We start from the raw sequence: 13,162 nt of genomic DNA on the forward strand, positions 1-13,162 counted from the left end.
GTTCAAGCCCCATGGCGCATCAGTCGCGGCTGGCCTCGTAGGCCGCCAGCTCGTGACGGTAGCGGGCGATGTCGTCGTCGCTGAGGGGACTGCGCGAGGCGTCGGTCAGCATGGCATCGAGATCGCTCGCCAGCTGATCCGCAGCCTGCAACATGTGCTCGAAGGCGAAGGCGGCATTGCTGCGAAGGGGCAGTTGCATGAAGAGGGACACACCCGGGGTGCTGAACTGCTCCATGCGATAGGGGTTGAAGGTACCCGGCTTGACCATGTTGATCATGGAGAAGAGCACCTCCCCCTTGCCGCCCAGATCTTCGTGACGGTGGAAGATGTCCATCTCGCCAAACTTGAAGCCCAGCGCCAGCAGGGAAGAGAGCAGGGTCGCCCCTTGCAGATCGTGGCCGGGACGGGCCATCAGGTTGATGACATAGACATCCTGCCAGATCTTCTCGACCGGGGCCGGAGCGGGTTCTGGCTCGGCTGCGTGAACAGGCTCTTCATAGGCTGGCTCGTCATCGTAAGCGGGCTCTTCATAAGCCGGCTGGGCGTAGCGGGGAGCCTGCTGGGCAACCGGTGCCGGCTCGCGTGCACCGAAGGTCGGCGCCTGGGCATAGGCCGGCTCCACCAGCGGCTCTTCGTCCAGCGGCTGCATCATGGGCTCGCGCTGCGGACGGGAACGGTGTACCGGCGTACGGCGGATCACCTGTGCAGGTTTGCGCACCGGCGCGGCAGGGGCCTCTTCAACAGGGGCGGCAACCGGCTCTTCATAGTCCTCTTCTTCCTCATACACAGGCTGAGGGGGGACAGGGCGAGCGGCAGGCTTGCGCACCACGGGAGGCGGCAGATCGGCGTCGTCATCTTCATCATCGAAGGCGGGAACGGGGGCGACACGGCGGGGTTCGGGCTGACGGGCCTCGTCGCTGCGCAGTTTGGGCTCGGCACGACGGCCACCGCTCACCACACGCACCTGACCGATGCCATCGCTGTCGAAGGCGTCGTTGTCACGCTCACGGGACTTGGACTCCATCCGACCCAGGGGTTTCTCCTTGATCGGTGCCTGACGATTCTTTCTGTTGCTCCACAACCCGTGAATGAGCAATGCCGCGATGGCAATACCGCCCAGGGCAACCAAGATGTAACGCAATTCCTGCATTAGCTGCTTCTCTTTCTAGTTTTGCTCAGCCAAAGCGACGGCTTCACCGATATCGACCGACACTATGCGCGAAACCCCGGGCTCTTGCATCGTGACGCCAACCAGCTGCTCGGCCATCTCCATGGAGACCTTATTATGACTGATGTAAACGAACTGTACTGTGCTCGACATCTCTTTGACAAGAGAACAGAAGCGACCGACGTTCACTTCATCGAGCGGTGCATCCACCTCATCCAGCAGACAAAATGGTGCTGGATTGAGTCTGAAGATGGCGAAAACCAGCGCAAGGGCGGTTAGCGCCTTCTCCCCCCCGGAAAGCAGGGCAATGGTAGCATTCTTCTTGCCCGGAGGTCTTGCCATGATGCTCACTCCGGCCTCCAAAAGATCATCCGAGGTCAGCTCAAGCCAGGCACTGCCCCCCCCGAACACTTTTGGGAACAGGGATTTTAAATCTTCATTGACCTTATCGAAAGTGTCGCGGAAGCGTATTTGTGTTTCTTTATCAATTCTTTTAATGGCTTGGCTCAAGGTATCGAGGGCCTGCTCCAGATCCTGGCACTGATTTTCCAGGTAGCTTGAACGGGTTTTCGCCTCCTCATACTCTTCCAGTGCCGCCAGGTTGATGGCGCCAAGCGCCTCCACCTGCGCCTCCAGCGTCTGGATCTCCTGGCGCAGCTTGCCGCGATCAGCGGCAATCAGCACCGCCTGATCGAGGTCCACCAGGCGCACGCCCAGCTCTTCGAACTGCTCGTGCAGTCCCTGCCTGCGCGTCAGGTTGCGCTCGCGCTCGAGCCGCAGAGTCGCCAGCTTCTCCTGAATTTTCACCAGCTGCTTGTGATCGGAGCTTCTGGCCTGCTCCAGCTCGGTCAGCTGACGATCCAGCTCCGCGAGCCGCTGGTGACAGGCCAGTTGCTGCGCCTCAAGATTGCGCTGTTCGACCAGCAGGGGCGACAGATCCTGACTCGGAGCGGCCCCTGGCTCCTTGAGTTCCGCCAGCTCCAGGCCGAGACGGGCCAGCTCCTGCTCGCGCAGCGTGATGAGCTGGCGCTGGTTCTGCTGCTCCAGTTGCAACCGCTGGCAGGCCGCCTGCTGCTGCTCCCGGCGAAGGCGCACCTCTTCCAGCGCCCGCTCCGCCCCGCTCACCTGCTCCTGGGCGAGCAGCAGCGCCTCGGCGAGTACCTCCCCCTGCTCCTGCAGCTCGCCAAGGGCCGCTTCATCCTGCTCAAGCCGCTCCCCGGCCGACGCCAGCCGCTGCGCCTCCTCAGCCTGCTCCTTGTCGAGCCGGGCCAGCTCTTCCCCCAGCTGGCCCAGGCGCTGCAAGCGCTCCTGGCGCTGCCCCTCGCGCAGACTCCAGGCTTCGCGCAGTTGCTGCCACCGCAGCTCCTGCTCGCGCAGGGTGCACTGAGCCAGCTCATGGGCGCTGTGCAGCTGGGCCCGCGCAGCATCGGCGGCGACAAGCTGCTCGTCGAGTCTGTGCAGCGCCTCCCGACCCGCGGCCAGCTCGGTGTGCAGCCGCTCACGCTCGCCGAGCAGCGCCAGCGTACCCAGGGCCATGCCTTCCCCCAGATCCGCCCAGTTGGGGCCGAACCAGTCGCCGGCGGGAGTGAGCAGCGACTCACCGGCAGATAGGCTGTGCAGGCGGGACAGCGCCTCCTCCCTGCTCTCTGCCAGCCAGATGGCATTGAGGAAAGCCGGAATGTGCTCGCCCCCCAGTTGCGCCGCCAGGGTACCGGCCCTGGCTGGCTGGGCCGGGCCAATCCAGAGTCCGGGTTGCGCCAGGTTGCACTCGTCCGCCGGGATTGCGGTGAGCCAGCGGCCGAGCACCTTGTCCAGCCCCCGGGCCCACTCGGGGGGAACCTGCAACCGATCCGCCAGGGTCGCGCCCGCCATCTGCTCCCCCAGGATCTGATCCAGGGTGGCGAGGCGCGCCTCCAGCTCGCGCAGCAGGCCCTGCTGGCGACCCTGCTCTGCCTTGAGTGCTTCATGGCGCGACACGCCGGCCTGCCACGCCGCATCGGCTTCCTCATGGCGGGCGCGGGAGAGCGAGAGTTCCGCCGCCAGGGCATCGAGGGCCGGTTGCAGGTTCTCCCCCTCCCCGCCAAGGGGCCCGGCCTGTTCGTCTTCCAGCTTGAGGCGGGCAAGCCGGGTCTTGGCCTGCAGCTCCTGCAGGCCGTTCACCTCGGCGCGGGTCTGGTTGAGCCGCCCCTGCAACTGGCCCAGCTGCTGCTGCCACTGCTGCTGACGCTGGCGCGCCTGCTCGAGCCGATCGCCCGCTGCCGCACGCACGCTGTGCTGGTCGGTAAGCAACTGCTCACACTGCTCGAGGCGCGCCGACGCTACCTCCCCCTGCAACGTGCTGTCGGCCAGTTGCTCCAGCTGGCCGGCCAGCTGGGCCTTGAGGCCGTCGATACGCTCGCCGAGGGCCTGCCGCCTCGCCTGCCAGTCGCGGCCAAGTTCGTTCTGGTGCAATTGCTGCTGCTCGAGGCGGGCGATGGCCTGCCCGCCGAGAAAAATCTGTTGCTGGCGGCTGGCCTGCTCGGCCTGCGCCTCCTGGCGGGCCACCGACAGGGTGACGTGGCGTCCTTCGTCTGCAGTGCGCTTGGCATCGAGTGCCGCCAGCGCCTGCTCGGTCTGGGCCAGTTCGGTCTTGGCTTCGCCAAGACGCGTCTCCAGCGCCCACAGTTCCGAGCCGATCAGCTCGGCCCGGGCAGCGCGCGAACGGCTCTTGAGCTGCTTGTAGCGCTCGGCGGTCTCGGCCTGGGCCTTGAGATGCTCGAGGCGTGAGCCCAGTTCGCCACGGATATCGCCAAGGCGTTCCAGGTTCTCCTGGGTATGGCGGATGCGCTGCTCGGTCTCGCGGCGCCGCTCCTTGTAGCGGGAGACCCCGGCGGCCTCTTCCATGAACAGCTTGAGATCGGCGGGGCGGGACTCCACCAGCCGGCTGACGGTGCCCTGTTCGATGATGGCGTAACTGCGGGGCCCAAGGCCGGTGCCGAGGAAGAGGTCGGTCACGTCCTTGCGGCGGCACTTCTGGCCGTTGATCTGGTAGTGATTGGAACCGTCGCGCAGCACTTCGCGGCGCACCGAGATCTCGGTAAAGCGGCCGAACTCGCCGGGTACCCGGTTGTGGGGATTGTCGAACACCAGCTCCACCGAGGCGCGGCCATGGGCGCTGCGATTGATGGAGCCGTTGAAGATGACGTCGGTCATGTTCTCGCCGCGCAGATGGCGGGCGGAGCTCTCCCCCAGCACCCAGCGCACGGCGTCGATGACGTTGGATTTGCCGCAGCCGTTGGGGCCCACCACGGCGGTCATGTCGGCGTTGAGTTCGATGCGGGTCGGCTCGACAAACGACTTGAAACCGGCGAGTTTGATCAATTTCAGACGCATGGCGGCCTATGTGGGTAACGAAATAAAGAGGAGGCGGGCAGGCGACTTTACCAAATCAAAGGCTTGTTTGTAATATGCTGGCACTTTCCCCATTCACTGATGGAGCTCACATGAGCCAATCACCCCACATGGTCAAAGATTCGGTCAGCGGTGCAGACTACTTCCTGCGCGGCTTCTCACTCATCCGCCAGCCCGGCATCCGCACCTTCGTGCTGATCCCCCTGCTGGTCAACTTCGTGCTCTTTGCCGGTGCCTTCTACGCCCTGTTGCTACAACTGGACGGTCTGTTCGCCTGGCTGCACCAGCAGATCCCGAGCTGGCTCTCCTGGCTTGATTACCTGCTCTGGCCCATAGCCCTCATCACCATACTGGTGGTCTTCTCCTTCATCTTCAGCTCGGTGGCCAACTGGATAGCCGCCCCTTTCAACGGCCTGCTGGCAGAGAAGGTGGAACAGATCCTCACCGGTGAAGCCATGAATGACACCGGCATGCTGGATGTGGTGAAAGATGTGCCCCGTACTTTCGGCCGCGAATGGACCAAGCTGAAATACTATCTGCCCAAGGCCATCGGCTGCCTGATCCTCTTCCTGATCCCGGTAGTGGGCCAGACCCTGGCACCCGTGCTCTGGTTCCTGCTCAGCGCCTGGATGATGGCGATCCAGTATGTCGATTATCCGTTCGACAACCACAAGATCGGCTTCATCACCATGCGCGACGCCCTCAAGCAACGTCGTGGAAAGTGCCTGAGCTTCGGCGCCCTGGTGACCCTCTTCTCCGCCATCCCGGTGGTGAATCTCTTCGTGATGCCGGTGGCCATCTGTGGCGCCACCGCCATGTGGGTAGACCAATACCGCAGCGAGCAACTTGGACGCTGAACCGCGTCATCATGATCAAAAGAGGGGGCGAAAGCCCCCTTTTCATTACTTAATCTAATGCATAACCAAGATAGCTTGTCGCCCCAGCGCAGGGTTGTTAGGATGCGGGCCTTTCTCGCACCCTGGGATATCTCATGTTACATGCACTCTTCTTGCTCGGCCTGGTGGCCGAAGGGATGACTGGCGCGCTGGCAGCGGGTCGGCGACGGATGGATCTGTTTGGCGTCGTGATCATCGCCTCGGCGACGGCCATCGGTGGCGGTACCATTCGGGATGTGCTGCTGGGCCACTATCCCCTGCTCTGGGTCGAGCACCCCGAATACGTGCTGCTGGTGGCGGGCGCCGCCATGGCCGGGGTCATCTCGGCCCCGCTGATGCGCTACCTTGGCAAGCTGTTCCTGGCGCTCGATGCCCTGGGGCTCGTGGTCTTCTCCATCTTCGGGGCTGCCCGGGCGCTCGAGATGGGTCACGGGGCCGGCATCGCCTGCATCATGGCCGTGGTGACCGGCGTGTTCGGGGGGGTGCTGCGGGACTTGCTGTGCCAGCGCATCCCGCTGGTGTTCAAGCGCGAGCTCTATGCCGCCGTCTCGCTGATCACCGCCGCGCTCTACTGCTTTGCGCTGCACCATGGGCTGCCCAACGACTGGGCCGCTTTCGGTGCCATCGGCATCGGCTTCGTGCTGCGGCTCCTGGCGGTACGCTTCAAGTGGGGACTGCCCACCTTCAACTATCAGTACGCCACCCATTGATCGCGCCAGTTCCTGGCCATATCGCACGGATAACGAGCAACAAAAAAGCGCCATACGGCGCTTTTTTGTTGGGCATCGGCAAGGGAGGAAAGGGTCAGTTGATCCCTTCCGAGCTGAAGAAGGTCGCCTTGTCGGCGATGAAACGCACCTTGATGTTCTTGCCTTCCCCTCCCCAGACACAGCTCGTGGTGCCGAGAGCATCGTCGCAACGCTCGGCCTTGCCGAGGATGGCACTCGCTTCGGCATAGCTCATCCCGACTTTCAGCTTGTCGTAGCTCTCGCGGTTGAGCTTGCCGCAACCAGTCAACAACAGGGCGATGAGCCCCCCGATCACAATCTGCTTCATCTTTCTCTCCTCTGGCTGGAGTCCAGAGCCTAGCAGCTTGGTCCCCCTCAATGCCAGCGGCAAAAAGACACAATCGGCACTCAACCCTTGAGGAAATCCCGACTCACCAGCTGCGAACGGGGCCTGTGTCCAGGTGCACGAAGTTGTCGGAAGGGTAATAACCCACACCGCCCACCTTGAGGTTCAGGGCGGCCTTGCGCAGGTGCGCCAGCTGCACGCCGGGGATGCGCACGTCAACCGCCTGCCCCAGGGTGTGGTAGCTGTGCTTGGCGACGCCGCGACTCTTGCGCCGCTTCTGCTGATTGGTGGCCGGGGAGCGATAACCCGAGATGAGCTGGATTTCGCCGTGGCGTCCCAACTTGTGTTGCAGCAGAAAGAGCTGATCGAACAGCTTTCTGTCGATGTTGAACACTTCGTTGCGACGGTAGTCACGGAAAATATGGTTGAGCTCCGCCAGCCCGTCGCTCAGATAGTGGCCATCTTCCCAATAACTGGCGCGTACCCGCTCGCCGGTATTGAGGTTGAAGAAACTCAGTTCCCGTCCCGAAGTGCTGCGGCTCGCCAGCGCAGGGAACGACAGCAGGCTGGTCCCCATCAAGCAACCCGCCCCCAGCAGCAGACGGCGTCGGCTTATCTCTTGTCCCAGCATCCGTTGTCCGTCCATCTCATGGTGAAGTCACACAGGTGAATGAATTTGATACAAGGGCCGAAACTACCTGCCAGAAAAAGCGCTGTCAAACCCCATTCACCCATGAAAAAGCCCGGCACGGGCCGGGCTTTTCACTCTGTGGCAAGGATCACAGCAAGCGGCTTTGATAGCTGACTCTGTCGAATCCGTAGATATCGTTGCGCAGTTGCTGACGTCCCTCTTCATCAATCCAGCTGCTCCAGTAGACGGTAAACACCGGGATAGGGTTGCTCAGGGGCAGCCACTTGGTCTGGGTCTCTTTCAGGATGCTGGCCACCTTGTCCGGCTGATAGCGGGAGTCCGCCAGCAGCAACTCCGCCAGATCGTCGGCGTGTTCCACCCGGATGCAACCCGAGCTGAAAGCACGGGCCCCCTGCTCGAACAGCGCCTTGCGCGGGGTGGAGTGGAGATAGATGGCATCGTTGTTGGGCAGATAGAACTTGTAGCGACCCAGGGCATTGTGATCCCCCGGCTTTTGCCGCAACCGGTAAGGGAAACCCGAGGCCAGCGCATGGTGCCAACCATCTTCGCTGAACTGCACCGGATTGCCCTCGCCGTCGATCACCTCGAACTGTTCGCGATCCAGGTAGGCAGGATCGCGCCCGAGCTTGGGCAGAATGTCCTTGCTCAGGATGGAGCGCGGCACGTGCCAGGCCGGGTTCAGCACGATGGAGCGGATCTCGCTGGCAAGGATGGGGGTGGCCCGCTGCTCCTTGCCGACGATGACCCGACTGGTGAAGACCTCGCTGCCAGACTCCACCACGCTCAGGCGGTAGTCCGGAATGTTGACCAGCACATAGCGACCGGCAAGGTGATCCACCAGATCACGGCGCCACAGGTTGCGTACCAGCAGGCTGGCGCGCACCTCGGGGCCGGTATTGAGCCAGCTGCGGGTCTGACGGCCGATGATGCCGTCGGCGGTCAGGCCGTGGCGGCGCTGGAACTGCTTGATGGCCTGTTCGGTCTCGGGATCGTAGAGGCTGTCCTGGTGAGTCGGGGCACTGTCCCCCAGTTCGTTCAGGATGGAGCGGATCTGGCCGAGCTCGGTCGAGCTCTCCCCGGCCCGCAGGGTCGGCATGGAGAGGGTGGGCCAGTGCTTGGCCATGGGCATGGCCAGCAGCTTGCGCACTTCTTCGCGCACGGCGTCGTATTCCGCCACCTGTGGCCTGAGTTGCCTGACCTGCTCCAGCAGATTGTCTCCCTGGGGGGCATGGGCCAGGGGGCGGTTCAGATCCAGCTTGAGGGTCTGCATCTGTTCGCGCGCGACCAGATCCATCCCTCGCCAGGCCTGCTGGAACCGGGCCAGCTTGCCAAAGGCCTCATCGTAGAGGGCACCGCGCCGATCCGCCGGGGTCTTTTGCAACTGCTGCCAGAGGCGGTAGAAATCCGGATGCAGCTGGGCCAGCACCGCTTCCTGCAACTGCTGTTCAAGCTCATGACGAGCCTGCTCGGCCACCTCGTTCTGATACCAGTCATGCTGGATGCTGGGACTGGCCACTACCGCCTGTTCCGTGCTGGCATGAACCATGCTGGCCGGCCAGCAGCCCAGCCAGATGAGATTCGCCAATGCCAACCAATACTTCTTACCCATGCTTCTTACCACGCTTGCCTCAAATCGGTTCATTTCGGCCTGTCAGGCGCGACGGTCAGGACCCCATGATGCGTGAATGCCGACGACTTTGCTAGCGGACGGAGGTGTAACGACGCCAGATGAGTTCCTGCTCCCCGCTGTCGCCGACGGCCACTATCGCCTCGTTGAACCGCGCTACGAATTCCCCGGACAGGGTCTTCTTGCTCAACATGAAAAAGGTGGGCGTCTCATGGATCGCCATGGTGTGGGGGACGACCGCGTCCGACAGCCCCTCTCTCTTCAGACCCCAGGGCGTGGCCAGACTATCCCCGAGAAAACCGTCTATCCGCCCAAGCAGCAGCTTGCGATAGTTTTGCACATCGTTGACCTCGCTCACCTGGTTACGGTATCGCTGCAGAACCTTGGTGATTTCCGGGCCGTAATAGTAGTCCCTGGTCACACCGAGGCGATGCCCGTGGGCCAGCCAGCTCGCCAGATCCGACTCCTCACCGGTACCGGATTTGCGTACCCAGAGCGATGTCCGGCCCGGGTTGTAGGGGATGGAGAACCAGGCATAACGCGCCCTCTCATCAGCAAAATACGCCTCCATCACGATGTCCAGCCGACCCCGCTCAAGATCGTGCAACCCCCGCTTCCAGGGACGCTCCACATAGACCAGACGACAACCCAGCCGATTCGACACGGCATTGAGGTAGTCGACCGCAAATCCACGCAGTTCCCGACGTGCTCCCTCTTGCTGGTAATAGTGGTATGGGGGCCAGTCATCGAAACCGACGCGAAGGGGGGAGGAGCAGAACGATTGCGCCCACAACGGTAGGAGGGGCAGACAGCAGAGCACACACAGAGAGAAGAGTCTCATGGGTCATCCTTGACGACGGGACAGGCCATCTTAATTCTGCCCGGGTGAAATGGCGACAGATCCTGCCACAACAAAGCACAATATCAGCCGTTTGCCTGATGCGCCCCAGGTGGCGGCAGACAGGTTGGCGCCGAAAAAGCCACAATCAAGAAGAGGAAGCAAACGACCCCAAAGCCCCTTGGTAAGCAGGGTGATTGAGGGTTAATATGTGAGCAAATATATTTTTGTGATCCACTATGCTTTTTTTGCAATTGGATTAGCATATGCGCGAAATCTGCCTATCAATCTGTCGGGCGTCGAGTGAGTAATATGACCTACAAAAAGTTCGGTTTTCTGGCTGCCATCCTGGCACTGAGCGGTTTCTACCTTTATACCCTCTATCTGGCCGCTCACCCCAACGTGAGCCTGGCTTACAAGCTCTATTACCTGGAAGGCAAGACCCGTTTCTGGGAGCACAACTCCAGCATGACCTACCAGCCCGGCAACGAACTCAACCTGACCAAGCCGAGCCGCTTCCTCTCAAGCGAAGGCTGGGCCAAGAAGCCCAGCGAGCAAGGCACCGAGCTGAGCGGTCAGGGCGGTCTCTATTTCGTGCTGCCCAAGCAGCAGGCCCAGCCGGAGCAGCTCACCATCCAGGCCAGGATCAACAGCCCCCAGGCTGGTGCCCTGCTCAAGGTGGCGCTGGGTCATGATTTCACCACCACGGTCAAGCTGGCCAAGGCGGGCATCAACGAGATCCGCCTCAGCCTGCCGGGCGACTCCCTGACCGCCGATCCCAAGCGTCCCAACTTCCTGGCGCTCTCCGCCCCGACACCGCTCAACGTCCAGTCCGTGCGACTGACCGTGGCTCAGTGAAGCGGAATGCCCCAAGTATCTGTTCCGTAAAATAATTCTTTCAATAAGGAAGTTCCCATGTCCCGTGCCGATTTTCGACTCTCTCTGGTCGTTCCCGTTTACAACGAGGAAGAGAGCATAGACGCCTTCATCAGCGCGATAGATACCGAACTGGCCCCGCTCAAAGACCAGCTTGAAATCGTGTTCGTCAACGATGGCAGCCGTGACCGCACCCGTGAGGTGGTCGAGCAGGCCATCGCCCGGGATCCCCGTGTGACCCTGGTCAACCTGGCCCGCAACTTCGGCAAGGAAGCGGCCATGACCGCCGGCCTGCACCAGGCCAAGGGCGACGCCATCGTCCCCATGGACGTGGACCTGCAGGATCCCCCCTCTCTCATTCTGGAGTTCGTCAAGCTGTGGCAGACCGGCGACTATGACACCGTCTACGGCATCCGGGTGGATCGCAGCGCCGACACCCCGATGAAACGCCTGACCGCCGGTGGCTTCTACCGCTTCTTCAACGCCCTCTCCACCAGCACCAAGCTGCCGGAGAACGCCGGTGACTTCCGCCTCATCGATCGCAAGGTGGTCGAGGCCATCAAGCAGTTGCCGGAGCGCAACCGCTTCATGAAGGGGCTGTTCGCCTGGGCCGGTTTTCGCGCCGTCGGCGTTCCCTACGAGCGCCCGGCCCGCCATGCCGGCGAAACCAAGTTCAACTACTGGAAGCTGTGGAACTTCGCCCTTGACGGCCTGATGAGCTTCTCCAGCTGGCCGCTGCGGGTGTGGAGCTACATCGGGGTCGGTGTCTCCTTCATCGCCTTCCTCTATATCCTCAAGATCATCACCCAGGTGCTCTTCTTCGGCATCGACGTGCCCGGTTACGCCTCCCTGATGTCGGTTATGCTGTTCCTCGGCGGCATCCAGCTGCTGTCGCTGGGCATCATCGGCGAGTACATCGGCCGCATGTTCGTCGAGGTGAAACAGCGCCCCGTCTACCTCATCGAAGGGGTCTACGGCCAGTACGCCAAGCAGGATGAAGAGCAGAAGCAGGAAGTGCCCACCACCAGCAAGAAGAGCGCTGGCAAGAAGGCCGCCGCGAAAGCCGCTGATGATCAGCAGGAGCAGGCGTCTCAATGATCTCCCGCGAGGAATTCTGGCGGCTGGTTCGCTTCGGTTTTGTCGGCGGGGGGGCCACCCTCGTCGATCTGGGTACCTCCATCGCCCTGTTTCATACCTGGCCGGCCATCTCCGAGCACCTGGTCACGACCCTGGCCTTTGCCGTGGCGTTCTGGTTCTCGTTCTTCGGCCATCGCTACATCACCTTCCAGAAACAAGGTGCCGCCAGCAAGTTCTTGCTGGTCGCCCTCTTCTCGCTGGCGGTGCGTAACCTGATATTGAGCGGTCTGCTGTTTGCCGGTCTTTCCGGCCTGTTGCCGGTGGTGATCGCCACCCTGACAGTCACCGTGCTCACCTACGTTCTCTCCCGTATCTGGGTTTTTGCCTGATGAATGATATGACCAATACCGCCCCGTCAACCGGGGCTGCACTCCCCTATCGCCCGTCACTGCGCATCAGCGGCCGCGACTGGCTGATGATTGTCGCCGCCTTTGTGCTGAGCCGGGTGGCGCTCTATGGCATGGGCTATTTCGGCGTCCAGCTCTATGGCGCCACCGACATCGGGCCGCTGCAGGCCTACTGCCAGTTCGACTGCGTCTGGTTCCAGCGCATCATCGAGAATGGTTACGACCTCTATCCACGCTGGTTGAGCAAGGGCAATGCGGCGAACTGGGCCTTCATGCCCCTCTATCCCATGCTGGCCGGCGGTCTCTCCAGCCTGTTTGACATGGAGAGCCTCATCGGCCTGATGCTGGTGGCCAACATCGCCTTCTTCATCAGCTTGCCCCTGATGCTGCTGGTGCTGCGCCAGCTCAAGCTGGGGGACGACACCGCCCGCTTCGGGGTCTGGCTGCTGGCCTTCTCCCCCTTCTCCGCCTATTTCGTCTCCGGCTATACCGAGCCCATGTTCATGGCCTTGATGCTGGGAATGTTCCTGTTCGCCTACCGCGAACAGTGGCTCATGGTCGCCTTCCTCGGCATCTTCATCTCCGCCACCCGCAACCTGGGGGTGATGATGGTGTTCCCGGTGCTGATCCTGGCCCTGCAAGCCTACGGCTGGCGCGAGTTCTTCCGCTTCACCGAGCGGGCCTTCAAGGTGGTGTTCACCCTCTGGCTCATTCCCCTCGGCCTCTTCTCCTACATGGTCTATCTCTATCACCTCACCGGGGATGCCCTGGCCTTCAAGCACATCCAGGTGGCCTGGGGCCGCTATATGGACAGCCCCCTGGACTGGTGGCTGAGCGGCTTCGAGCTGGGGGGGCGCAAGGCCTATCTCTCCATCATGGTGATCTTCGGCTGGTGTCTGAATGGCTACCTGTTCAGCCAGAAACGCTGGGCCGAAGCGACCCTGATGTTCATCTGCTGCACCATCCCCCTGATGACCGGGCTCAACGCCATGCCCCGCTACATGTTCGGCCTCTATCCGACCCTGCTGGCCATCGTGCTGCTGGCCCATCGCTGGCCTGCCATCCGCCCCGCGGTGCTCTGCATCAGCGGCATGGTTGCCTCCTTCATCGCGGTGGCCTTCGTCAACTTCAAGTTCTTCACCGTGTGACGCCACCCC

The 13,162-nt window shown here is 62.2% G+C and carries 12 protein-coding genes; 6 read left to right on the top strand and 6 right to left on the bottom strand.

Annotation, left to right across the window (positions count from 1 at the left end; genetic code table 11):
- Positions 1-19 precede the first annotated feature (19 nt).
- Together zipA and AB5Y89_RS05020 are read right to left on the bottom strand one after the other, a co-directional pair.
- The gene (gene zipA, locus AB5Y89_RS05015; RefSeq protein ID WP_042864248.1) at positions 20-1,150 is read right to left on the bottom strand and encodes a cell division protein ZipA; all 1,131 of its coding nucleotides are present in this window, start codon (positions 1,148-1,150) and stop codon (positions 20-22) included.
- 15 nt (positions 1,151-1,165) lie between these two features.
- Positions 1,166-4,540 carry an AAA family ATPase gene (locus tag AB5Y89_RS05020; protein ID WP_368223013.1) on the bottom strand — a complete coding sequence of 1,125 codons (3,375 nt, stop codon included), beginning with the start codon at positions 4,538-4,540 and terminating at the stop codon, positions 1,166-1,168.
- Between the two features lie 110 nt (positions 4,541-4,650).
- Here AB5Y89_RS05020 and cysZ point away from each other — a divergent pair, with 110 nt between their 5' ends.
- Positions 4,651-5,415, top strand: a complete 765-nt coding sequence (cysZ, locus tag AB5Y89_RS05025; RefSeq protein ID WP_010673447.1) for a sulfate transporter CysZ — start codon at positions 4,651-4,653, stop codon at positions 5,413-5,415.
- A gap of 134 nt (positions 5,416-5,549) precedes the next feature.
- Positions 5,550-6,164: a trimeric intracellular cation channel family protein gene (locus AB5Y89_RS05030; RefSeq protein WP_010673446.1), complete on the top strand. Its 615-nt coding sequence runs from the start codon at positions 5,550-5,552 to the stop codon at positions 6,162-6,164.
- Positions 6,165-6,258: 94 nt separating this feature from the next.
- Here AB5Y89_RS05030 and AB5Y89_RS05035 read toward each other — a convergent pair whose 3' ends face one another.
- The 4 genes from AB5Y89_RS05035 to AB5Y89_RS05050 form a co-directional block, all read right to left on the bottom strand.
- Entirely contained in the window at positions 6,259-6,510 is a 252-nt protein-coding gene (locus AB5Y89_RS05035; protein ID WP_010673445.1) for a hypothetical protein, read from the bottom strand.
- Between the two features lie 103 nt (positions 6,511-6,613).
- A complete protein-coding gene (locus AB5Y89_RS05040; protein ID WP_039039271.1) occupies positions 6,614-7,159 on the bottom strand; it encodes a DUF882 domain-containing protein in 546 nt (181 codons plus the stop codon).
- A gap of 148 nt (positions 7,160-7,307) precedes the next feature.
- Positions 7,308-8,789 (bottom strand): murein L,D-transpeptidase, encoded by a 1,482-nt coding sequence (locus tag AB5Y89_RS05045; RefSeq protein ID WP_045523555.1) that lies wholly within the window; start codon positions 8,787-8,789, stop codon positions 7,308-7,310.
- Between the two features lie 91 nt (positions 8,790-8,880).
- The gene (locus tag AB5Y89_RS05050; protein WP_368223016.1) at positions 8,881-9,648 is read right to left on the bottom strand and encodes a substrate-binding periplasmic protein; all 768 of its coding nucleotides are present in this window, start codon (positions 9,646-9,648) and stop codon (positions 8,881-8,883) included.
- A gap of 309 nt (positions 9,649-9,957) precedes the next feature.
- Here AB5Y89_RS05050 and AB5Y89_RS05055 point away from each other — a divergent pair, with 309 nt between their 5' ends.
- From AB5Y89_RS05055 to AB5Y89_RS05070, 4 genes are read left to right on the top strand one after another with little or no spacing between them, the layout of a single operon-like run.
- Positions 9,958-10,503 carry a hypothetical protein gene (locus AB5Y89_RS05055; RefSeq protein ID WP_010673441.1) on the top strand — a complete coding sequence of 182 codons (546 nt, stop codon included), beginning with the start codon at positions 9,958-9,960 and terminating at the stop codon, positions 10,501-10,503.
- Positions 10,504-10,560: 57 nt separating this feature from the next.
- Entirely contained in the window at positions 10,561-11,619 is a 1,059-nt protein-coding gene (locus tag AB5Y89_RS05060; RefSeq protein ID WP_010673440.1) for a glycosyltransferase family 2 protein, read from the top strand.
- Positions 11,616-11,987 (top strand): GtrA family protein, encoded by a 372-nt coding sequence (locus AB5Y89_RS05065; RefSeq protein ID WP_010673439.1) that lies wholly within the window; start codon positions 11,616-11,618, stop codon positions 11,985-11,987. Before AB5Y89_RS05060 ends, AB5Y89_RS05065 begins: the two co-directional genes overlap by 4 nt.
- Entirely contained in the window at positions 11,987-13,153 is a 1,167-nt protein-coding gene (locus AB5Y89_RS05070; RefSeq protein ID WP_029313951.1) for a membrane protein, read from the top strand. Before AB5Y89_RS05065 ends, AB5Y89_RS05070 begins: the two co-directional genes overlap by 1 nt.
- Positions 13,154-13,162 lie beyond the last annotated feature (9 nt).

Origin of the sequence: Aeromonas sp. s4 (assembly GCF_040907855.1) — a bacterium.
Classification (GTDB): Bacteria; Pseudomonadota; Gammaproteobacteria; order Enterobacterales; family Aeromonadaceae; genus Aeromonas; species Aeromonas caviae.

Coding starts and splice junctions, on each gene's coding strand:
- zipA (WP_042864248.1), bottom strand. CDS start 1,150: ATGCAGGAATTGCGTTACATCTTGGTTGCCCTGGGCGGTATTGCCATC.
- AB5Y89_RS05020 (WP_368223013.1), bottom strand. CDS start 4,540: ATGCGTCTGAAATTGATCAAACTCGCCGGTTTCAAGTCGTTTGTCGAG.
- cysZ (WP_010673447.1), top strand. CDS start 4,651: ATGAGCCAATCACCCCACATGGTCAAAGATTCGGTCAGCGGTGCAGAC.
- AB5Y89_RS05030 (WP_010673446.1), top strand. CDS start 5,550: ATGTTACATGCACTCTTCTTGCTCGGCCTGGTGGCCGAAGGGATGACT.
- AB5Y89_RS05035 (WP_010673445.1), bottom strand. CDS start 6,510: ATGAAGCAGATTGTGATCGGGGGGCTCATCGCCCTGTTGTTGACTGGT.
- AB5Y89_RS05040 (WP_039039271.1), bottom strand. CDS start 7,159: ATGCTGGGACAAGAGATAAGCCGACGCCGTCTGCTGCTGGGGGCGGGT.
- AB5Y89_RS05045 (WP_045523555.1), bottom strand. CDS start 8,789: ATGGGTAAGAAGTATTGGTTGGCATTGGCGAATCTCATCTGGCTGGGC.
- AB5Y89_RS05050 (WP_368223016.1), bottom strand. CDS start 9,648: ATGAGACTCTTCTCTCTGTGTGTGCTCTGCTGTCTGCCCCTCCTACCG.
- AB5Y89_RS05055 (WP_010673441.1), top strand. CDS start 9,958: ATGACCTACAAAAAGTTCGGTTTTCTGGCTGCCATCCTGGCACTGAGC.
- AB5Y89_RS05060 (WP_010673440.1), top strand. CDS start 10,561: ATGTCCCGTGCCGATTTTCGACTCTCTCTGGTCGTTCCCGTTTACAAC.
- AB5Y89_RS05065 (WP_010673439.1), top strand. CDS start 11,616: ATGATCTCCCGCGAGGAATTCTGGCGGCTGGTTCGCTTCGGTTTTGTC.
- AB5Y89_RS05070 (WP_029313951.1), top strand. CDS start 11,987: ATGAATGATATGACCAATACCGCCCCGTCAACCGGGGCTGCACTCCCC.